Genomic DNA, 20,496 nt, shown 5'->3' on the forward strand with positions numbered 1-20,496 from the left:
CCGGGTGCCGCGCCGGGCGGGCGGCGTGTATCGAGGTGGCAACGGCCCGGCCGTTCCCCGTGTGCGGACGTGCGCGGAGGGTGACGATCGGGGAGTGCGTCCTCCCCGTCACCTGCCGCCGTCCGGATACACGCGCGCCGCGCCGAGCCCGCCGGACCCGCCGCGCCGCCCGCTCGTCCGTCCGGCCGGGCCCCTGCTCGCCGGTCTGCTGCTCGCGGGGCTGGTGACCGCCGTCGCGGTGGCGGGCGCCGTGCGCGGCCCGGAGCCGCGGACGTCCCCCGCGGACGTCCCGTCGCGCGTCCCGTCGCAGCGTGCGAGCGGGACGGCCGCGCCCGGCCCGCCCGCGAGCGTCCCGCCGGAGGCGGCGCCGCGCCCCGCGCAGGGCGCCCCGGACGGGACGGCGGCGCCGACGGCGTCCGGCGGGCCGCCGGGCGCCGGTGGGACCCCGGGGGAGCGGGACGGCCGGACGCCGTCCGCCCGGACCGCCCCGCCGGCCGGTCCGGGCGCCCCGCGGCCGCGCGGCGCCGAACCGCCGGCCGTCCCGGCGGAGCCGCGCCCCGCGCCCCGTCCCCGGGACGCGCCGCGCCCCGAGGCCGATCCGGCGGACGCCCCCGCGGACGGGCCCGCCGGAGGGCCACCGCCGCCGCGCGACCCGTCGTGGATCGAGGCCGAGTGCCGGCGGCGGTTCCCGGGCGACCCCGCCCGCACGAGCGCCTGCGTCGCCGCGCTCCAGTCGCGCTTCGGCGGCTGACCGCCGGCGGCCCGCCGGTGCGGGGCTCAGGCGGCCTTGGACGTCAGCATGCGCGTGATGTCGGTGCGCAGTTCGGCGACGTCCGCGCCCGACTCCCACGCGAGCCGCACCGCGCGGAAGTCGTCGTCGTGGAGCAGGCCGAGCAGGATGTGCCCCGTGCCGATGTAGTTGTGCTTGAGCCGGACCGCGTGCCGCAGGCTCAGCTCCAGGGCCTTCTTCGCCTCCTTGGCGAAGGGGAGGTGGCTCTTGCGCCGCCGCCCCTCGCCGGGGGGAGCGTCCAGCGCGCCCTCCCCGAAGCTGTCCTCGGCGGCGCGGCGGACGGCGTCGAGGTCGATGCCGATGGCCCGCAGCGCGTCGGGGTCGAGGTCGCCGTCGCGTCCGCCCACGGCGGCGACGCGGGCGCGCAGGGCGGCGGTGTCCAGCCCGTGGGCGCGGAGGGTCCGGGCGGTGCCGTCGTCGGCGTCGAGGAGCGCGAGCAGCACGTGCTCGGTGCCGATGCGTCCGTGGCCGAGGTCGCGGGCCTGCGCCTGGGCGCCGACGACGGCCTCCCGGGCGTCCTTGGTGAACCGTTCGAACATGCTCTAGCGCTCCTTCGTCGGGAGGAGGCGGCGCCCGCCGCCGTGCTTCTTGTGGACCGCCTGCCGGCTCACGCCGAGGTGGTCCGCGATCTCCTGCCAGGACCAGCCGCGCTCGCGCGCCGAGGCGACCTGGAGCGCCTCCAGGCGCTCGGCCAGCTCCCGCAGCGCCCGGACGGCCCGCAGCCCCACGGCCGGGTCCCGGCTGCCCGCCTCTCGGGCGAGCGTCACTCCATCGCTCATGGATGTCAATGTAGGTTGACAGCCCCCACGTGTCAACCAACATTGACACGCGGGTCCGGCGGGCGGAGGCTCAGCGGACCGCGAGCAGGGTGGTGAGCAGGTCGTCCAGGCTGACCAGGCCCGCGACGCGGCCCTCGGCGTCCACCGCGAGCCCCAGGTGGCTGTGCTGCGCCCGCAGCGTCGCGACCGCCTCGCCGACCGGCGTGGCGATCGGCATCGCCGGCACCGGATGGGCCAGCTCGCCCGCGACGGCGTCCCGGCCGCGGGCGCGGGCGAGGTAGGCGTCCCGGACGTGCACCATGCGGGCCCGCCCGGACCGGTCGAAGCCGCGCAGCATGATCCGGATCCGGCCGGTCCGCGCGGCCGTGTCGATCACCTCCTGCGGGGTCGCGTCCGCCGGGACGGACACGATGTCGGCGACCGGGACCACGAGGCCCGCCAGCGGTGCGCGCGGGGCGTCCAGCGCCGCCGTCAGCAGCGTCAGGTCGGTCTCGCCGATCAGGCCGAGCCGTCGCGACTCCACCGCGATGTTGCGCAGCTGCTCGGGCGTGCGCGGCGCCTCACGCGTCGCGGTGGGCCGGACGCCGATCGCCCGCAGCAGCAGGTTCGTCCCGCCGTTCAGCGCCGCCAGCACCGGCCGCATCACGAGGCTGAACGCCCGGAACGGCGGCCCGAGGATCGTCGCCGACCGCTCCGGCGCGGTGATCGCCCACGACTTCGGCGCCATCTCGCCGACCACCATGTGCAGGAACGTCACCAGCGCCAGCGCGAGGACGAACGCCAGCGCGTGCGACGCGCCGTCCGGGAGCCCGGCGGCGTGCGCGAGCGGCGCCAGGGTCTCGGCGAACACCGGCTCCGACACGACGCCGAGGCCCAGCGAGCACATCGTGATCCCGAGCTGCGCGCCCGCGAGCGTCAGCGTCAGCTCGTCGATGCCCGCCACCGCCGCGCCCGCGGCCCGGCTGCCGCGCGCCGCCGCCCGCTCCAGCCGCGGCCGCTTCGCCGCCACCAGCGCGAACTCGGTCGCGACGAAGAACCCGTTGCCCGCCAGCAGCGCGAGCGTCACGGCCCCGCCGAGCGCGAGGTTCACCGCCGCCCCCTCCCGCCGCCGCCCGCGGGCCCGGCGCCGTTCCCGCCTCCCGGCCCGCGCCCGTCCCCGTTCCCGCCGCCGGGCTCGCCGGGCTCGCCGGGCTCGCCGGCCGCGACGGCCCGGACGCGGACGAGCCCCGGGACGTGCCGCCGGACGGTCAGCACCTCGACGATCGCGGTCCGCGCGGGCTCGTCCAGCCGCGTCCGCGGCAGCGCGACGTCGACCACGTCGCCGGGCCGGGCGACCCGGCCGAGCCGTTGCAGCAGGAGGCCCGCGACCGTCTCGTAGTCGCCCTCGGGCAGCGCGATCCCCGTCTCGTGCTCGACCTCGTCCACCCGCAGCCCGGCGTCGGTCGTCCACCACTCGCCGCGCCGGATCGCCAGATCCTCCTCCGGTTCGTTCTCGTCCGCGATCTCCCCGACCAGCTCCTCGGCGACGTCCTCCCACGTGATGAGCCCCGCGAAGCCGCCGTACTCGTCCACCACGCAGGCGAGCGTCTCGCGGGCGCCCTGGAGCCGCAGGACGACTTCCGGGAGCGGCAGCGAGGACGGCAGCAGCAGCGGCGGCCGGGCGATCTCGCCGACCCGCGTGGTCGCCGCCGCCTCGGGCGCCAGCGGCACCAGCTCCTCCAGGCCCACCACCCCGACGACGTCGTCGACGCGCGCGCCGACCACGGGGAAGCGGGACCGGCCGGTCGCGGAGATGACCTCGTCGAGGTCGGCGGCGCGGGCGGTCGCCGGCACCGTCACGACGTCCACCCGGGGGACCATGACCTCCTCGGCGTCCCGCTCGGAGAACGCCAGCGCGCGCCCCAGCAGGTCCGCATGGCCCTCCTGCAGCTGCTCGCCGGACTCGCCGATGATGTGCCCCAGCTCCTCCAGCGTCGCGCCGTGGTGCAGCTCCTCGACCGGCTCGATGCCCACCGCGCGCACCAGCCGGTTCGCCGACGTGTCGAACAGCCGGATCAGCGGCGAGGCCACCGTGAGGTACACGAGGGTCGACCCGGCCAGGGCGCGCGCCAGCGGCTCGGCCTTCGCGAGCGCCAGGTTCTTCGGGAACAGCTCGCCCAGCACCATCTGGACCACGGTGGCGAGCGCGAAGCCGAGCGCCACCGCGACGCCGCCCGTCGCCCCCTCCGGCACCCCGGCCGCCGTCAGCGCGGGCGCGATCAGGTCGGCCAGCGCGGGCTTGGCGATGAACCCGACCACCAGCGCGGTGACGGTGATGCCGAGCTGCGCGCCCGACAGCATGAACGACAGCCGTCCCATCACCCGCACCGCGCGCGCCGCCGCGCGGTCGCCCTCGGCGGCCCGCTGGTCCAGCGACGGGCGGTCCGCGGTGACGAACGCGAACTCCTGCGCGACGAAGTATCCGGTCGCGGCGGTCAGCAGCAGGACCGCCAGCAGGCCGAGCGCGGCGTCCACCTCGGGCGCCCCCCTTCCACGTCCATCCGATGACTCCCTACCCGCCCGCCGCCCGCCTTCGCGTCCGCCCGGGGGGCGAGGGGACGCGCGATTAACGCCGGTGGTCAGTGATTGGTTACATATGCGGCAATTGTCCAGGGATTGTGGCGGCGACCGGGAAGAAATGCCGAACCGCGCTTCCGGTCGCGGGCGGGGCGAGCATGCGCGAGGCCGGGGTGATGAGAATTTCACCCCGGCCTCGAGAAGGCGCCGAACGCCGCCGCGTGCGCGGCTCCCGCGCTAGTGCGCGGCCTCGTACTTCTCGATCACGTGGGCGGGGATACGGCCCCGCTCATTGACCTTGATGCCCCGGTTCTTCGCCCACTCGCGAATCTCGGCGGAGCGCTCACGGCTGTTCGCGGTACGGGTGCCGCGGGCCGTCCGTCCGGTCGCCTTGCGCGCCTTGCGGGCGCCCGCCACGAACGGCTCCAGGCCCGCACGGAGCTTGTCGGCGTTCTTCTTGCTCAGGTCGATCTCGTACGTGGTCCCATCGAGGGAAAAGCTGACGGTCTCGTCGGCCTCTCCGCCGTCGATGTCGTCCACGAGCAGGACTTCGACCTTCTGTGCCATGCGGGGACTCCCTAACTATGCGTCCGGCTTCGCGTCCGGATGAGCCTCGATGAATGCAGCATAGACCTCATCCGATATCTTGCCACGTTCGGAGACTTCGACGCCCTCTCGCAATGCCCACGAGCGCACATCCGCGTTCGTGTAGCCCTTGATCTTCGCGGTGCGGGACTTGCGTCCCTTCCCCGCGGGCTTGACCTCGGCGGCGTTCTCGATGAACGGCGCGAGACCGTCCAGCAACTCGTTCAGGCGCTTGTAGTTGTCGTCGCTCAAGTCGATCGTGAACGTACGACCCAGGACTTCGAAGTCCCGCTTGTCGACATCGGACCCTTCGGATCCGTCGATGTCGTCCACCCGAATGACCTTCTCGGCCATGTGCGCTCCGTGTTCCTTCCCCTCGCCAACGCGGCGTCCATGACCGTAGCGGATTCCCGGACCCGACGAGTCCACGCGGCGCGCGGCGACACGGAAAAGGGAACCGAACGGCCCGCCCTCCGCGCCCGTCCGTCCGGCGGACGCGCGGGCGCGGCGGGCGGGCGCGGCGCCCGTCCGGGCGGTCCGGCGCCCGACACGACGGGCGCCCCCAAAGTTCCGGTCAAGACGGGCATGTCGCCGATTTCGTCGGGTAGCGGCGATCACGGAGACTCTCACCCGTGCGCGTCACAAGGAGCGAAGATGGTCGACGGCGGCCGCGACGAGAAGCAGGAACAGCTTGAACGGTGGCGGGTGAGCCCGGAGGGGGCGGGGCTCACGACCGACCAGGGCATCCCGGTGGACGACACCGACAACTCGCTCTCCGCCGGGGAGCGCGGCCCGAGCCTGCTCGAGGACTTCCACCTCCGCGAGAAGATCACCCACTTCGACCACGAGCGGATCCCGGAACGGGTCGTGCACGCGCGCGGCGCGGGCGCCTACGGCCAGTTCAGGGTCATCGACCCGCTCACCGATTACACGACGGCCGAGTTCCTGTGCGACACCTCGCTCACCACGCCGGTGTTCGTGAGGTTCTCGACGGTCGCCGGTTCGCGCGGATCGGCCGACACCGTCCGGGACGTCCGCGGGTTCGCGACGAAGTTCTACACGCGGCAGGGCAACTTCGACCTCGTCGGCAACAACATGCCCGTGTTCTTCATCCAGGACGGCATCAAGTTCCCCGATTTCGTGCACGCGGTGAAGCCCGAGCCGTCCAGCGAGATCCCGCAGGCGCAGTCGGCGCACGACACGCTGTGGGACTTCGTCCAGCTGCAGCCCGAGACGATGCACATGATGATGTGGCTGATGTCGGACCGGGCGATCCCGCGCAGCTACGCGATGATGCAGGGATTCGGCGTCCACACGTTCCGGCTCGTCAACGCCGAGGGCCGCCCGACGTTCGTAAAGTTCCACTGGAAGCCGATCCTCGGCACGCACTCCCTGGCGTGGGACGAGACGCAGAAGATCGGCGGAAAGGACCCCGACTTCAACCGCCGCGACCTCTGGGACCGGATCGAGGCGGGCGCGTTCCCCGAATACGAGCTGGGCGTGCAACTCGTCCCGGCCGAGGACGAGCACCGCTTCGGCTTCGACCTCCTCGACCCCACGAAGATCATTCCGGAGGAGGAGGTGCCGGTGCGGCCGGTCGGCCGGCTGACGCTGAACCGCAACCCCGACAACTTCTTCGCCGAGACCGAGCAGGTCGCGTTCCACATCGGCAACGTCGTGCCCGGCATCGACTTCACCAACGACCCGCTGCTGCAGGCGCGGCTGTTCTCCTACCTGGACACGCAGCTGATCCGCCTCGGCGGGCCGAACTTCCCGCAGATCCCGGTGAACCGGCCGGTGGCGCCCGCCCGCAACCACCACCGCGACGGCTACCACCAGATGGACATCAACGGGGCCCGGTCCACCTACCACAAGAACAGCCTCTCGGGCGGCTGCCCGGCCGTGGGCGGCGAGGGCTCCTTCACCCACTACCAGGAGCGGGTCGACGGCGCCAAGATCCGCAAGCGGAGCGACAGCTTCCAGGACCACTACTCCCAGGCGACGCTGTTCTGGAACAGCATGGCCGACTGGGAGAAGGAGCACATCGTCGGCGCGTTCCGCTTCGAGCTCGGCAAATGCGAGCAGATGTACATCCGCGAGGGCGTCGTCGCCCACCTCAACCACGTCGACCACGACCTCGCCGTGGCCGTCGCGAAGGGGATCGGCGTGGAGCCGCCCGGCGAGGCCGTGACCGCCAACCACGGCCGCAGCTCGCCCGCGCTGAGCCAGGCGAACGCGCCGACCGACTCCGTGCTGGGCCGCAAGATCGCGGTGCTCGTCGCGGACGGCGTCGACTCGGCGGCGATCGCCGCGGTCGGGGACGCGTTCACGCAGCGGGGCGCGATCGTGGAGGTGCTCGCGGCCGCGGACGGCTTCGTCCAGGCGGCCAACGGCGGGCAGGTCGAGGTCACCAAGGCGATGCCGACCATGGCGTCGGTGCTGTACGACGCGGTCCTCGTGCCCGGGGGAGAGGCGAGCGTGCGGACCCTGTCCGAGGACGGCGACGCCGTGCACTTCGTCGCCGAGGCGTTCGTCCACTGCAAGGCGGTCGGCGCGCTCGACGAGGGCATCGGCCTGCTCGAGCGCGCGGGGCTCACCGGGGTGCGCTTCGCCGGCGAGGGCGCGGACGGGAACGCCGTCGTGGACCAGGGCGTCGTCACGACGCGCGGCCACGGCGGCGACTTCACCGACCGGTTCGTCGACGCGGTCGCCGCGCACCGGCACTGGACCCGCCGCAAGAGCCACGTGCCCGCCTGAGACCGGGGGCCGGACGGGGCCCGGTGCGGCACGCTCGGGGGCGTGCCGCACCGGGCCCTTCGCCGCGCCGGGAATGAAACGGGGCCGCGGGGCCTTGATCAATGAAGATCCCCGAGCTCCCCCCTGGAGGCGTGTACACGTGTCCCTCGATCCCGCCCTGCCCCGGCATCCGGACGCGGCCGTGATCCCCGACGACCCCGCGGCCGGCCGCGTCGCCGCAGCCGCCGGCCCGGTCGCCGCGCCCCCCGCCGGACGTTCCGCCGGACGCGCCGCGCCCGCGCGGGAACGGGGCGGCGGGACGCTCGTCGCGGTGCTGGCGTTCTCCGGGATCGTCGTCGCGCTGATGCAGACGCTGCTCATCCCCGTCATCGGCCGGCTGCCGCAGCTGCTCGACACGTCCATCGCCAACGCCACCTGGGCGATGACGGCGACGCTGCTGTCCGGCGCCGTCGCCACCCCGATCATGGGACGGCTCGGCGACATGTACGGCAAGCGGCGGATGATCCTGGTGAGCATCTCCGCCGTCGTCGTCGGGTCGCTGGTGGCCGCGGTGAGCTCCGAACTGCTCGTCGTGGTCGCGGGCCGCGCGATCCAGGGGTTCGCGATGGGCGCCATCCCGCTCGGCATCAGCCTGATGCGCGACCAGCTCCCCCGGGAACGGCTCGGCGCCGCGCTCGCGCTGATGAGCTCCTCGCTCGGCGTCGGCGGCGCGCTCGGCCTGCCGCTGTCGGCCTACGTCGCGCAGAACTTCAGCTGGCACGTCCTCTTCTACGGCGCCGCGGTGCTCGGCGCGGTGTCGTTCGCGCTCGTCCTGCTGCTGATCCCCGAGTCCCCGGAGCGGACCGGCGGCCGCTTCGACGTCGCGGGCGCGCTCGGGCTCTCCGCCGGGCTGCTGGCGCTGCTGCTGCCGATCACCAAGGGCGCCGAATGGGGCTGGACGAGCCCCGCGACGCTCGGCCTCGCCGCCGCCGGGCTCGCGATCCTCGTGCTGTGGGGCGTCCTGGAGCTGCGGGTGCGCGAGCCGCTGATCGACCTGCGCACCACCGCCCGCCGCCAGGTCCTGCTGACCAACCTGACGGCGATCACCGTCGGCGTCTCCTTCTACGCCATGTCGCTGGTGCTGCCGCAGCTGCTCGAACTGCCGACGGCCACCGGCTACGGCCTCGGCCAGACCCTCCTCGTCGCTGGCCTGGCGGTGGCGCCGATGGGCATCGCGATGATGCTCGTCTCGCCGCTGTCGGCCCGCATCTCCGCCGCGCGCGGGCCCAAGACGTCCCTCATCCTGGGGCTGCTCGTCATCGGCGGCGCGTACGCGGCGGCGCAGGGCCTGATGAACGCGGTGTGGCAGGTCGCGCTGATCTCCACCCTCGTCGGCGGCGGCATCGGCCTCGCCTACTCGGCGCTGCCCACGCTGATCATGGGCGCGGTGCCGACGTCGGAGACCGGCGCCGCCAACGGCGTGAACACGCTGATGCGCTCGATCGGCACCTCGGTGTCCAGCGCGGTGCTCGGCGCCGTCCTCGCGCGCAACACGATCTCGTTCCACGGCACCGCCGTGCCCGACATGACCGGGTTCCGGATCTCGTTCCTCATCGCGACCGTCGCGGTCGCGGTCGGCGTCCTGCTCGCCGCGTTCCTGCCGTCCGGACGGCCGGCCGCGCGGCCCACGGTCAGGACGCGGGCTCCAGCAGCACCTTGATGGCGCCGTCCCGCTTCTTCTGGAACATCTCGTAGGCCTCCGGGGCCTTCTCCAGCGGCAACCGGTGCGTGGCCAGGTCCATGACGCCGAGCGGGTCGGCGTCGTCCGACACCAGCGGCAGCAGGTCGTCGATCCACGCGTGGACGTGGGCCTGGCCCATCCGCATCGCGATGCCCTTGTCGAACATCCGCAGCATCGGCATCGGGTCGGTCATCCCGCCGTACACGCCGATCACCGAGATCGTCCCGCCCCGGCGGACGACCTCGATCGCCGTCATCAGCGCCGCGAGCCGGTCCACCCCGACGCGCGACATGATCGGCGCGGCGGTGTTGCCGGGCAGCATCCCGGTGAGCGTCTGCGCGATCTTCGCGCCGGGGGAGCCGTGCGCCTCCATCCCGACCGCGTCGATCACCGAGTCGGTGCCGCGGCCCCCGGTGAACTGCCGCACCGCGTCCGCGACGTCGTCGGCGTCCGTGGAGTCGATCACCTCGATGCCGTGCCGGCGCGCCATCTCCAGCCGCTCCGGGACGACGTCCACGCCGATCACCCGGTGGCCGCGGTGCCGCGCGATGCGCGCGCACATCTGGCCGATGGGGCCGAGCCCGAGCACGGTCACCGACCCGCCCTCCGGCACGTCCGCCCACTCGACGGCCTGCCACGAGGTCGGCAGGACGTCCGACAGGTACACGAACCGCTCGTCCGGCGGCCCCTCCGGCACCTTGATCGGCCCGAAGTGCGCCTGCGGGACCCGCAGGTACTCGGCCTGCCCGCCCGGCACCTGCCCGTACAGGCGGGTGTAGCCGAACAGGGCGGCGCCCGTGCCCTGCTCGCGGACCTGGGTCGTCTCGCACTGCGCGAACAGCTTCCGCTCGCACATGTAGCAGCGCCCGCAGGCGATGTTGAACGGAATGACCACACGGTCGCCGGGCTTGACGTGCTTCACGTCCGGGCCGGTCTCCTCGACGATCCCCATCGGCTCGTGGCCGAGGACGTCCCCCTCGCTGAGGAACGGCCCGAGCACCTCGTACAGGTGCAGGTCCGAGCCGCAGATCCCGGACGAGGTCACCCGGATGATCGCGTCGTCGGACTCCTTGAGCGTCGGGTCGGGGACGTTCTCGACGCGGACGTCCCGCCTGCCGTGCCAGGTCACAGCCTTCATCGTCGCCCTCCTTGAAGCGGGGTACAGCACGGCCCTACCCCGCCCGACGGGGCGAAACGTGCGATAAGGGACGCCGGGCCGGCATCTATTGACACCCGAGAACGAGACGTACACGATTGTGCCGTCGATTTGCGGTACATAGCTCCGCGACACGGTCGGCCGCCCGGGGCGGTGGCCGGAAGGACGGCACGATGAGCGTTACCGGCGACGCCGCCGCCACCGGCTCCACAACCACCACCGGCATCACCGGCGCCACCACCAGCGGCAAGACCACCAGCCACGCCACCATCCGGGGCACCACCGGCGGCTCCACGACGACCGGCTCCACCACCACCCGTGCCGCCACTGGCGCCGCCACCACCAGCGGCACCACGAGCGGGGCCGCCACGAGCGGGGCCGCCACGAGCGGTGTGACCACGAGCGGCGTGACCACGAGCGGCGACGCCCTGGGCGGCGTTGCCGTCGGTCTCGCGGGCGCGCTGCGTCGGGCCATGCCCGCTGTCGCCGCCGAGGCGGTCGCGGCCATTCGGCGGGAGGTGCCCGACTACGCCGATCCGCGGTGCCGCGACGCGCTCGACCTCGTCGTCGGCTGCGCGTTCGGCGGCTTCGCCGACCTGGTCGAGCGGCCCGGCGAACCGGATCCGGGCCTGCGGGCGTTCTTCCACCGGGTCGGGGCCGCCGAGGAGCACGAGGGACGCGGCGCCGCCGCGTGGCAGCACGCCGTCAACGTGGGCGTCCGCGTCGCCGTCCGCCACCTCGCGCGCGTCCTCGACGAGCTGGACGCCGGCGGGGGCGTGCCCGCGGGGCTGTACGGCGAGATCGTCGGCGGGCTCTTCCCCTACCTGAACGGGCTCACGGCCGCCGCCGCGCAGGGCCGCGCCGAGGCGGCGGGCGACCCCGCCGGCCTGGTCCGGCGCCGCCGCCGCGACCTGGTGGAGGCGCTGCTCGCGAACCCGGCGCCGGACCGCGGCCGGCTCGCGCGGCTCGCCCGGGACGCGCGCTGGCCGCTGCCCCGGCGCGCCGCGGCCGTCGCGCTGCCGCCGGGGGAGACGGGCGGGCCGCTGCCCTCCGGCGTCCTCGACGGGACGCACCGCGCCGCGCCCTGCCTGATCGTGCCCGACGACCCGGACGCCCTCGACGCGCTGCGCCGCGCCGGGCGGCGGATGGCCGTCGGGCCGGTCGTGGACGTCGCCGCGCTGCACCGCTCGCTGGCGTGGGCCCGGCGGACCCTCGAGCTGGCCGCCCGCGGCGCCGTCCCCGGCGGCGGGATGCTCATGGCGTCCGACCACGTGCCCACGCTGGTCGTCGTGCACCACCGCGACCTCGTGGAGCACGTCGCGCGGCGCCGCCTCCGGCCGCTGCTGGAACTGCGGCCGAGCCGCCGCCGCGCTTACGCGCTCACCCTGCAGGCCGCCCTGGAGTGCGGGTTCAACGCCGCGGCGGCCGCCGATCGGCTCGGCGTCCACCCGCAGACGGTGCGGCACCGCCTGCACCGGATCGACGACCTGTTCGGCGCCGTCGTCCACGACCCGGCGCTGCACGTGGAACTGCTGATGGCGCTGCGGCTGTGGCTCGCGCTCGGGGACGAGACGTTCGCCGAGCCCGCGTGAGCCGTCCGGCGCCGCTAGCCGCGCACCGGCGGGACGTCCGGCGCCGCGCCGTCGTGCCCCGGGCCGCGCAGGCCCATGCTCTCGACCCGCCGGGCGAACTCGGCCTGGATCTCGGCGTGCAGCGAACGGGCCAGCAGCCCCTGCACGGACCGGACGCCGAGCGGCCGCAGCCGCCGGATGAGTTCGGCGATCTCCCGGTAGTCCTGCCGGGCGGCGGGCCCCTGCGCCTCGGCGTCGTCCAGTCCGAGATGGTCGACCGTCAGCCGGACGAACCGGCGCGCGATGGCGTCGACGTCCCCGCGCAGCTCACCGGCGATCTCGAAGACCGCGCCGAGGCGGATCCCGGCGGCGACCATCTCGGCGCCGACCTCGAACAGCCGGGGGCTCGGGATCTCGTACCCGTCGCCGGTCCAGCGGATGAACTCCAGCTCCTCGGCCCGCCGCAGCATGGGGAAGTCCTCGGGGCGGCGCCCGGCGAGCGCCTCCGCGGGCGTGTCGGGGTAGTAGCGGCGGACGACCTCCGCCAGCGTCATGCGGACAGGCGTCTCGTCCGACCACGGGTCGTGGATGACGCGCTCCAGCCCGAGCAGGTCGCCGAGGTCGTGGCCGCGCTGCCAGGCCGACAGCATCTCCGCGATGCTCGTCAGCGTGAAGCCGCGTTCCTTGAGGCGGCCGATGAGGCCGATCCGGGCGAGGTGGGAGTCGTCGTAGTAGCCGACCCGGCCCCGCATCCGCGGCGGCGGCAGCAGGCCGCGCTCCTGGAAGCCGCGGACGTGCCGCACCGTGGTCCCCGCGGCGCGCGCGAGGTCGTCGATTCGGTACTCGGTCATGCCCGTCGTCTCTTCGTCCGCACCGATGAACGCGCTCATCGTACCCGGACGGGACGAGCCATATGAAAATGGTTCATGAATCGGCGTTTCATTGGTACATGGCACATGGGCTTATGAGCCACGGAACAGTGGCATATCCGATTTTCGGCCCACGATGGCGCCGTTCGCGTGCCGTGCGGCCGCGTGCCTTTCGCCCGGCCCGTTCGGTCGCGGTGCCGATTGGACTCCGGGACACCGTAGCCGGGCTTCGTTTGGGCGGCGGCCTGGCGGGCAGACCCGCAGGTCTCGCAGTCAGGGGCTTCGCAGTCCGGGGCTCCGCAGCAGGGGGTGACGACATGCGGATCGCCGACACCGGCCGTATCGAGGAGCTGCTCGGGGACCTGGCGTTCCCGGCGACCAAGGAGCGGATCGTCGAGCACGTGCACGCCAGGAGCCCGCGGACGGACGCCGAGCGCGCGCTCGCCGCGCTGCCGCTCGGCACCTACGGCAGCCTCGCCGAGGTGATGCGCTCGGTCCCGGTCGAGCCCGACACCGGGCGCAGCGCCGCGGAACGGGACTACCAGCGCCGCCACCACAACAAGCCCGGCCTGGCCGAGCACATGCGCGACACCGAGCGGCCGCCCGTCGAGGAAGAACTGCGCCGCGACGACGACGGCGCACAGTGACGACGGCCGTTGTGACGACGGCACCGTGACGTCCGTCCCGCCGGGCCGGGCGGCCGCCCGGCCCCGGCGGGCGGTCCGCGAGCCGGGTCAGCGGGCGTAGGTCCCGGTCAGCGTCCCGGTCGCGACGACCTTGCCGCGCAGCGCGTCCCGCAGGTCGTCGGGGGAGAAGCCGGACGTCAGCCCGGACGGCTGGTCCAGCGCGTGGAGCGTGAACACGTACCGGTGGGGCGCTCCGCCGGGCGGCGGGTGCGGGCCGCCGTAGCCGTTGTCGCCGAACCCGTTGCGTCCCTTCGCGATGCGCGGGGCGTCCTCCCCGGCCGACAGGCCGTCGCGTTCGGGCTGCATGCCCGCCAGCGTCCAGTGCGTGAAGGTGCCGCCGGGCGCGTCCGGATCGTCGCAGGTGAGGACGAGTTCGACCGCCGAGGTGGGCACGCCGGTCCAGTCCAGGGAGGGGGACAGGTCGCCCGCCTCGTGGGAGTGGACGGCCGGGATCGGGCCGCCGTCGGCGAACTCGGGGCTGCTCAGCTTGATCTCATCCATGGTGCGGTACTGCCCGCTCACCGCGGAAGGATTCGGGCGGTTCACCCCTTCCCGAGGCGCCTCCCGACGAACCGGCGGAGCCGGCCGAGCCCGCTCCCGTCGCCGCGCGCCGCGGCGTCCTCGAGCGGCCGGCCCTCGATCTGGGCCCGCTGCCGCGGCGACGCGCCGTCCGCCCGGCCCTGCCCGCCGCCCTGCGACACCACCTGGTAGTCGAGGTAGAACCGGTTCGCCCGCGTCCGCGCCTGCGTGCGGACGCGCCCGGGCGTCGGCATCGGCACGATGTGGTGCGGGTACGCGGCCAGCAGTTCGCGCGGCTGCCGGGTCTGCAGGAGCGCCGCCCGCTCGTCCGACGACCGCTCGTGCCGCTCGGTGAACGCGCCGTCGGGGGTCAGCGAGATCAGCCCGCTTTCCACCCCCTCCTTGCGCTGCCGCAGGTCGCGGCGCTGCAGCGACAGGCAGATCCGCCGGGTGACGACGAACGCGACGACCGGGAACACGAAGAAGCCGACGCGGAAGAACCAGGTCGTCCAGAACAGCGGAATGTGGAACGCCCACGCGATGACGTCGTTGCCGCCCGCCGCCCACAGGTTCCCGTACCAGGCGATGACGGCCGCGCCGATCGCCGTCCGGGTGGCGGCGTTGCGCGGCCGGTCGAGCAGATGGTGGACGCGCTCGTCGCCCGTCGCCCAGCGTTCGAAGAACGGGTACAGCGCGAGAAGGGTGAAGAACACCCCGGGCAGGATCACCGCGGGCGCGAGCACGTTCCAGGAGACCGTGTAACCCCACAGGGTCGTCTCGAGCCGCGGCATGATGCGCAGCGAGCCCTCCAGGAACCCGACGTACCAGTCGGGCTGCGAGCCGAACGACACCTCGTCCGGCGCGTACGGTCCGTAGAGCCACACGGGGTTGATCTGGAAGAGCGCCCCCATCAGCGCCAGGAACCCGAACGTGAACAGGAAGTACGCCCCGCTCTGCGCGGCGAACGCCGGGAACGTCGGCTCCCCGGTGACCTTCTGCTCCCGCCGCCCCCGGCCCGGCCACTGGGTGTGCGTCTGGTGCCACAGGATCATCAGGTGCGCGGTGATCAGCGCGAGCAGCAGGCCCGGGATCAGCAGGATGTGCACCGTGAACAGCCGGGGGATGAACTCGGCGGTGCTCGGGAACTCGCCGCCGAAGATGAACATGACCAGGTACGACCCGACCACGGGGATCGACTGCACGATCCCCGCCATGATCCGCAGGCCGGTGCCCGACAGCAGGTCGTCCGGCAGCGAGTAGCCGGCGAACCCCTCGGCGAGCGCCAGCACGAACAGCGTCACGCCGATCAGCCAGTTGATCTCCCGGGGCTTGCGGAACGCGCCCGTGAAGAAGATGCGCATCAGGTGGATCGCGATCGCCGCGAGGAAGATGTTCGCGGCCCAGTGGTGGATCTGCCGCATCAGCAGCCCGCCGCGGACGTCGAACGTGATGTGCAGCGTCGACGCGTACGCCTCGCTGATCGTCACGCCCCGCAACTGCGTGTACGAGCCGTCGTAGACGATCTCCGCGCCGCTCGGCTTGAAGAACAGCGTGAGGAACACGCCGGTGATCACGAGCACGATGAACGAGTAGAGGGCGATCTCGCCGAGGAGGAAGGACCAGTGCTTCGGGAACGCCTTGGTGATGTTGCGGTTCAGGAACTCGACCGTTCCCAGCCGATCATCGACCCCCCAAGCGAGATTCTCCAGCCTCCCGGCCTTCGACCCGCCCTTCCGCTGCGCCATCTGCGTTTCTCCCCGGCCGAGAGCGAATTCCCGACGAGCCGGTACCCGAGCCGAAGACGGGCAAACGGCGTGCTCAGCGCACCTTTCACCGCACGGCGCGCGCCGTGCCGGTCCGCCGCCAGGACGCGTTGAGCCGCAGCCGCAGTTCCCGGATGTCGCCGCGCAGCCGCTCCGCCTCGCCCGGGTCCCGCCCGATGCCGCCGAGCCCTGACTCGAGCAGGTCCAGCTCGGCGGCGCGGAGGCGGGCGAGCAGCAGCCGCGGCTCGCCCGGCGGCACGTCCCACCGCTCCTTCCGCCGCCACCTGCGGTACGTCAGCACGTGCCGCTCGCCCGGCACCAGGACGCCCCCGGCCGTCTCCGCGTCCGCCGCCCGCCGGAAGTGCGCCAGGTAGCCGCGCCGCGCCAGCCGGTACGCCAGCACCGCGGCCAGCAGGATCGGCAGCCCCTTGAACGGCAGCAGCGCCGCGTCCGCCAGGACGGGCGCGTCCCACCAGGCGTGCAGCGCCATCGCCAGCAGCAGCGCGCCCGCCGCCAGCGCCGCGTTCGTCCGGGACGCCCGGGCCAGCAGGCGCCCCAGGCCCGCGCCCGCGACCGCGGTCATCGCCCAGTGGCTCCACCAGGCGCCGCCGACGACCCGCCCCGCGAACGAGACGAACGCGGCCCCCGCGTCCTGCGTCGCCCCCGTCAGCAGGATCGTGTTCAGGACGTACAGGAAGTTCTCCGACATCTGGAAGCCGAGCCCGGCGAGCGCGCCGTACCCCCAGCCGTCCATGGCGCTCCGCACCGTGCACGGGACGGCCAGGGCGAGGACCACGACCCCCAGCAGCTTCAGCGGCTCCTCGTTCACCGGCGCCGCGATCGTCGCGCCCCACACCGCCGCGAACTCCGGCCCGGCCGCCTGCCCGATGACCGCGAGGAACGCCGCGTTCGCGGGCAGCGCCACCCCGAACGCCGCCAGCCCACCCCACCCCACCGCCAGCAGCGCCGCCCACAGCGGCCGCACCCGCACCGGATGCGTCCGCCGCAACGCCCACACCCCGAGGACGAGCGCCGGTGCGAGCAGCGCGGACCCGGCGACCGCCCCGACCGGGAAGGCCCGCACCATCGCCCCGACCGTGTCGAACGCGAGCCACACGCCGAGCGCGCACGTCCCGGCCCACAGCCAGAACGCCGGACGCCCCGTCACCGGCCCGCCGCGATCGTGAGGGAGCGCACCATCGCCTCGATCTCGCCGGCCAGCCGCCGGAACGCCTCGGGCGGCCCCGCCGCCGTCACCGTGGCGCCGACCGTCCCGGTCGTGAACACCCCCGCCAGCCCGACGCGGCCCGGCCCGCTCAGCCGCCCCGTCAGGCCCGTCAGCCCGCCCGCCGTCGTGAAGGCCGCCGGTTCGGCGTGCAGCCGCGCCGCCCCGCCCGCCGCGACGATCCGGCCGAGCCCGTGCCACAGGTCGCGCGCCTCCGCCGGCCCGAGCGGCAGCACCGCACCCACGTTCACCACCACGTCGCCGCTGAGCAGCGCCGCGTTCGTCGCCAGCGACGACCGCTCCGCGCTGAGCACCCACCGCGCGGACGGCACCGCCACCCGCACCGGGCGGACGCCGCCCCGCTCCGTCCCCACCGCCACGACCGCGCCCGCGGCCAGCGGACGGCCGCCGCGGCCGAGCGCCGAGTCCAGCAGGGGCAGCCCGCCGCCGAGGACGGCCAGCACCGCGGCCGCGACCCCCGTGCCCCACCGGTCGACCCGCCCCACGTGGCCCCCTCATCGACGTGCCACGCGGAGATGCCCCCTGGTCACCCGACCAAACGGACGGCCCGGACGGTCACCAGTGCGCGGGCCGCCGCAGCGCCGCGGGCGTCCGCGTCGCCGCGTCGCCCCGGGCCGCGTCGAGCTGCGGCTGCGTGAGGAACAGGCATCCGGTCAGGTCGGCGCCGCGCAGGTCGGCGTCCCGCAGGTCCGCGCCGAGCAGGTCGGCCGTCCGCAGGTCCGCCCCGCGCAGGTCGGCCGCGATGAGCAGCGCCCCGCGCAGGCAGGCGCCGCGCAGGTCCGCGCCCTTGAGCCGGGCGCCCGCGAGGTCCGCGCCGCGATGGTCGCGCCGCCGCCCCGGGACGCGCGCCCGCACCAGCTCACCGGCCCGCATCAGCAGCGGCCCCACCCGCTCCCGCACCGCCGCCACGTCCGACGCCCCGGGGACGCCGCGGGTGAGCGCCTCGACGTCGTCCCGGACCCGCCCCAGTTCGTCGTGGACGGGCGCCGCCTCGGGCCGCCCGAGCGCCTCGGCCAGGTACCAGAGCACCTCGTGCAGGTCGCGCATGACCGGGAACACCGCGAACATGCGGCGCGCGAGGTCGGCGTCGCCCCGCCAGTCGCGGCCCCCGAACGTGACCTGCGAGACCTTCTGCCCGGCACCGAAGCAGTCGAAGACCGTGCAGCCGGCGAACCCCCGCCCGCGCAGGTCGTCGTGGATCCCGCACCGGAAGTCCGCGAGCAGGTTCCGGCACGGCCGTCCCGCCTCCTTGTCGGACGGGAAGCCCGCCGACGCCGTGAACGGCAGCGCCACGCAGCACAGCCCGTGGCAGTTCGCGCAGTCCGCCCGCAACTCCGTTTCCGTGGACAACCGGCCCCCCTTGACGACGACCCTCCATTCTGGCCCCGTCCCGCCCGTGCCCCGGACGCTGCTGTACGGTGGGCGGCGCTCGATCGACACGGCCGGAGGAGGTGAGACCCGTTTCTGTCAGACCGTTCCGGGTGCCTCCGTCCGCCGACGCGTGACCGGGGCGCCCGCAGGACCCCGAAAGGCGTCATGCCCGACACCTCCTTCGATTCCGTCGTCTCCCGCCTGCGCGCCGCCGGGTGCGTCTTCGCCGAGGACGAGGCCCGGCTGCTCGGCTCCGCGGCCCGCACCCCCGCCGAACTGGACGCCATGGTGGACCGGCGCGCGGCGGGCCTGCCCCTCGAACACGTCGTCGGCTGGGCCGACTTCTGCGGCCTGCGCGTCCGCGTCGGCCCCGGCGTGTTCGTCCCGCGCCGCCGCACCGAGTTCCTCGTCCGCCGGGCGGCCGCGCTCGCCCCGCCCCGTCCCGTCGTCCTCGACCTGTGCTGCGGCTCGGGCGCGCTCGGCGCCGCGCTCGTCACCGGCCTCGGCCCGGACGGATGCGAACTGCACGCCGCCGACATCGAACCGGAATCCGTGCGCTGCGCCCGCCGCAACGTCGGGCCGCTCGGCGGCCGGGTCCACGAGGGCGACCTGTTCGACGCGCTCCCCGCGGACCTGCGCGGCCGCGTCGACGTCCTGCTCTGCAACGTCCCGTACGTCCCGTCCGCGGAGGTCGCGCTGCTGCCCCCGGAGGCGCGCGACCACGAACCCCGCGTCGCCCTCGACGGCGGCGCGGACGGCCTCGGCGTCCTGCGGCGGGTGACCGCGGAGGCGTCCGGCTGGCTCGCGCCGGGCGGCCGGTTGCTGTTCGAGACGAGCGAGCGGCAGGTGCCGGACGCGCTGGACGCGGTCGCCCGGGGCGGCCTCGCCGCGGAGATTGCCCGCTGCGACGAGCTTTACGCCACGGTCGTCGTCGGCACGAAATCTTTTTAGCCGAATCGGTGTAGACCTCCCAGAGGGGGTAACACGACGGTAACGGAAGACCGAAGGAGTGAGAGATCATGCGCCGCATCAGCGGAGCGCTGAACGCGATCATCGGCACGATCATCAGCGTCGTCACGCTGCCGTTCCGGGTGCTCCAGCGGCTCCTGTCGCCGTCGCACCGCCGTTCGGCCCGGACCCGCCGCCGAGGCATCTGACGCCGGACCCGGTCACCGTGGGCCGGGGAGGGGGCCCGCACCTCCTCCCCGGCCTTTTCCTTCGCCGCCTCCATTGCCCCGGGGCATTGGCGAAAAAGCCGTTGCGCCCGCGCCCGGGCATGGCGCACCATGTATGCAACGCGCCGACGAGGATCGAAGAAGGGAGCCGTGAGATGAACGCCGACAAGCGAGGGCCGCGCCCCGCCGCCGCGCGACGAGCGGCCTCCCGAGGAGCCTCCCTGTAGAGCCGAACGGCTCGATCGGAGGCCGCCGGGACGACGTCCCCGCGGCCTTTCTCATACCCGCGTTTCTCATTCCCGCTGTTCGCGGGATCCGCACGAACGCACACATGGGCCTGTAGCTCAATTTGGAGGAGCGTCCGCCTTGCAAGCGGAAGGTTGCCGGTTCGAGCCCGGCCTGGTCCACGCAGCACCCCGCCTCCATGGCTCAACGGACAGAGCGCCGCACTACGAATGCGGAGATTCCAGGTTCGATTCCTGGTGGAGGTACGACGGGCCCTTCCGGTCCCGTACACGCCGCACAGGTCTAAGTGGCCGAGACGTCTGACTTCCAATCAGAAGAACCGGGTTCGATTCCCGGGTGCGGTTCCGCGTGAAAGCGCGCCGCTCTCGTTCAAAGGGAAGGACACCGGGCTCTTACCCCGGGTATAGAGGTTCGAGTCCTCTGGGCGGCACCGATGAGCCGCCGGGGCGGGTGCCCGCTGGGGCGGGTGCCCGCGGGGGCCGGGGCGGCGTGACGCGCGTCGCCTTGACGGGGGTCCCGCCGGTCACTTATTTTGGCGTCCAAATATTGATCGTCAAAGTAACGTACCCCGGGATCGCCGGGCCACGTGGAGGCACGATGGACTTCCCCGCCTACGCTCCGTCGGAGGAGCACGAGCTGCTGCGCAGCACGGTGCGCGAGCTGGCCGATGCGAAGATCGCTCCGTTCGCGGCGGAGGTGGACGAGGA

At 74.0% G+C, this 20,496-nt stretch carries 20 protein-coding genes and 4 tRNA genes; 11 read left to right on the plus strand and 13 right to left on the minus strand.

Going from position 1 to position 20,496, the window contains the following annotated elements; all coding sequences use genetic code 11:
• Positions 1-94 precede the first annotated feature (94 nt).
• Positions 95-751, plus strand: a complete 657-nt coding sequence (locus tag AB0L25_RS30905) for a hypothetical protein (RefSeq protein WP_500176260.1) — start codon at positions 95-97, stop codon at positions 749-751.
• Between the two features lie 26 nt (positions 752-777).
• Here AB0L25_RS30905 and AB0L25_RS30910 read toward each other — a convergent pair whose 3' ends face one another.
• The 6 genes from AB0L25_RS30910 to AB0L25_RS30935 all read right to left on the minus strand — a co-directional run bounded on the left by AB0L25_RS30910 (position 778) and on the right by AB0L25_RS30935 (position 5,064).
• Positions 778-1,329, minus strand: coding sequence for a Clp protease N-terminal domain-containing protein (locus tag AB0L25_RS30910; protein ID WP_500176261.1), 552 nt, complete (start codon positions 1,327-1,329; stop codon positions 778-780).
• A gap of 3 nt (positions 1,330-1,332) precedes the next feature.
• Complete coding sequence (locus AB0L25_RS30915) at positions 1,333-1,569, minus strand: helix-turn-helix domain-containing protein (protein WP_026405941.1); 237 nt, start codon at positions 1,567-1,569, stop codon at positions 1,333-1,335.
• 70 nt (positions 1,570-1,639) lie between these two features.
• Entirely contained in the window at positions 1,640-2,659 is a 1,020-nt protein-coding gene (locus tag AB0L25_RS30920; RefSeq protein ID WP_500176262.1) for a CNNM domain-containing protein, read from the minus strand.
• Positions 2,656-4,083, minus strand: a complete 1,428-nt coding sequence (locus tag AB0L25_RS30925) for a hemolysin family protein (RefSeq protein ID WP_500176263.1) — start codon at positions 4,081-4,083, stop codon at positions 2,656-2,658. The genes AB0L25_RS30920 and AB0L25_RS30925 overlap by 4 nt, the downstream gene beginning before the upstream one ends.
• A 279-nt stretch (positions 4,084-4,362) precedes the next feature.
• Positions 4,363-4,692, minus strand: a complete 330-nt coding sequence (locus AB0L25_RS30930) for a histone-like nucleoid-structuring protein Lsr2 (RefSeq protein WP_500176264.1) — start codon at positions 4,690-4,692, stop codon at positions 4,363-4,365.
• 15 nt (positions 4,693-4,707) lie between these two features.
• Positions 4,708-5,064 carry a histone-like nucleoid-structuring protein Lsr2 gene (locus AB0L25_RS30935; protein ID WP_378307227.1) on the minus strand — a complete coding sequence of 119 codons (357 nt, stop codon included), beginning with the start codon at positions 5,062-5,064 and terminating at the stop codon, positions 4,708-4,710.
• A 300-nt stretch (positions 5,065-5,364) separates the two neighbouring features.
• Here AB0L25_RS30935 and AB0L25_RS30940 point away from each other — a divergent pair, with 300 nt between their 5' ends.
• Both AB0L25_RS30940 and AB0L25_RS30945 read left to right on the plus strand, forming a co-directional pair.
• On the plus strand, positions 5,365-7,467 hold the full coding sequence (locus tag AB0L25_RS30940; RefSeq protein ID WP_500176265.1) for a catalase: 2,103 nt from the start codon (positions 5,365-5,367) through the stop codon (positions 7,465-7,467).
• Between the two features lie 139 nt (positions 7,468-7,606).
• Positions 7,607-9,166: an MFS transporter gene (locus tag AB0L25_RS30945; RefSeq protein WP_500176266.1), complete on the plus strand. Its 1,560-nt coding sequence runs from the start codon at positions 7,607-7,609 to the stop codon at positions 9,164-9,166.
• Here the strand turns inward: AB0L25_RS30945 and AB0L25_RS30950 are convergent.
• The gene (locus AB0L25_RS30950; RefSeq protein WP_500176267.1) at positions 9,138-10,325 is read right to left on the minus strand and encodes a zinc-dependent alcohol dehydrogenase; all 1,188 of its coding nucleotides are present in this window, start codon (positions 10,323-10,325) and stop codon (positions 9,138-9,140) included. The two genes, AB0L25_RS30945 and AB0L25_RS30950, sit on opposite strands and share 29 nt — an antisense overlap.
• Positions 10,326-10,516: 191 nt before the next feature.
• Between AB0L25_RS30950 and AB0L25_RS30955 the strand changes: the two genes are divergently transcribed.
• Positions 10,517-11,935 (plus strand): PucR family transcriptional regulator, encoded by a 1,419-nt coding sequence (locus tag AB0L25_RS30955; RefSeq protein WP_500176268.1) that lies wholly within the window; start codon positions 10,517-10,519, stop codon positions 11,933-11,935.
• Positions 11,936-11,949: 14 nt separating this feature from the next.
• Here AB0L25_RS30955 and AB0L25_RS30960 read toward each other — a convergent pair whose 3' ends face one another.
• Complete coding sequence (locus AB0L25_RS30960) at positions 11,950-12,765, minus strand: MerR family transcriptional regulator (protein ID WP_500176269.1); 816 nt, start codon at positions 12,763-12,765, stop codon at positions 11,950-11,952.
• A 335-nt stretch (positions 12,766-13,100) separates the two neighbouring features.
• On the opposite strand from AB0L25_RS30960, the gene AB0L25_RS30965 reads away from it, so the two are divergent.
• On the plus strand, positions 13,101-13,430 hold the full coding sequence (locus tag AB0L25_RS30965) for a DUF2795 domain-containing protein (protein ID WP_500176270.1): 330 nt from the start codon (positions 13,101-13,103) through the stop codon (positions 13,428-13,430).
• Positions 13,431-13,517: 87 nt separating this feature from the next.
• Here the strand turns inward: AB0L25_RS30965 and AB0L25_RS30970 are convergent, their stop codons facing one another.
• The 5 genes from AB0L25_RS30970 to AB0L25_RS30990 all read right to left on the minus strand — a co-directional run bounded on the left by AB0L25_RS30970 (position 13,518) and on the right by AB0L25_RS30990 (position 18,347).
• Positions 13,518-13,991, minus strand: a complete 474-nt coding sequence (locus tag AB0L25_RS30970) for a YbhB/YbcL family Raf kinase inhibitor-like protein (protein ID WP_500176271.1) — start codon at positions 13,989-13,991, stop codon at positions 13,518-13,520.
• 20 nt (positions 13,992-14,011) lie between these two features.
• Positions 14,012-15,733, minus strand: a complete 1,722-nt coding sequence (qcrB, locus tag AB0L25_RS30975) for a cytochrome bc1 complex cytochrome b subunit (RefSeq protein ID WP_500176272.1) — start codon at positions 15,731-15,733, stop codon at positions 14,012-14,014.
• Between the two features lie 85 nt (positions 15,734-15,818).
• Positions 15,819-16,919: a PrsW family intramembrane metalloprotease gene (locus AB0L25_RS30980; RefSeq protein ID WP_500176273.1), complete on the minus strand. Its 1,101-nt coding sequence runs from the start codon at positions 16,917-16,919 to the stop codon at positions 15,819-15,821.
• A complete protein-coding gene (locus tag AB0L25_RS30985) occupies positions 16,916-17,482 on the minus strand; it encodes a hypothetical protein (protein WP_500176274.1) in 567 nt (188 codons plus the stop codon). The genes AB0L25_RS30980 and AB0L25_RS30985 overlap by 4 nt, the downstream gene beginning before the upstream one ends.
• 70 nt (positions 17,483-17,552) lie before the next feature.
• Positions 17,553-18,347 (minus strand): pentapeptide repeat-containing protein, encoded by a 795-nt coding sequence (locus tag AB0L25_RS30990; RefSeq protein WP_500176275.1) that lies wholly within the window; start codon positions 18,345-18,347, stop codon positions 17,553-17,555.
• A gap of 186 nt (positions 18,348-18,533) precedes the next feature.
• On the opposite strand from AB0L25_RS30990, the gene AB0L25_RS30995 reads away from it, so the two are divergent.
• The 6 genes from AB0L25_RS30995 (at position 18,534) to AB0L25_RS31020 (ending at position 20,219) form a co-directional block, all read left to right on the plus strand.
• Complete coding sequence (locus AB0L25_RS30995) at positions 18,534-19,319, plus strand: putative protein N(5)-glutamine methyltransferase (RefSeq protein ID WP_500176276.1); 786 nt, start codon at positions 18,534-18,536, stop codon at positions 19,317-19,319.
• Positions 19,320-19,387: 68 nt separating this feature from the next.
• The gene (locus tag AB0L25_RS31000) at positions 19,388-19,525 is read left to right on the plus strand and encodes an LPFR motif small protein (RefSeq protein ID WP_500176277.1); all 138 of its coding nucleotides are present in this window, start codon (positions 19,388-19,390) and stop codon (positions 19,523-19,525) included.
• Positions 19,526-19,876: 351 nt separating this feature from the next.
• Positions 19,877-19,950, plus strand: a tRNA-Ala gene (locus tag AB0L25_RS31005).
• Between the two features lie 11 nt (positions 19,951-19,961).
• Positions 19,962-20,034 (plus strand) — tRNA-Arg (locus AB0L25_RS31010).
• Positions 20,035-20,060: 26 nt separating this feature from the next.
• Positions 20,061-20,133 (plus strand) — tRNA-Gly (locus AB0L25_RS31015).
• 14 nt (positions 20,134-20,147) lie between these two features.
• Positions 20,148-20,219: transfer RNA gene (locus tag AB0L25_RS31020), tRNA-Lys, on the plus strand.
• The last annotated feature ends 277 nt before the right edge of the window (positions 20,220-20,496 follow it).

Source organism: Spirillospora sp. NPDC052242, assembly GCF_040679555.1.
In the GTDB taxonomy this organism is placed as follows: domain Bacteria; phylum Actinomycetota; class Actinomycetes; order Streptosporangiales; family Streptosporangiaceae; genus Spirillospora.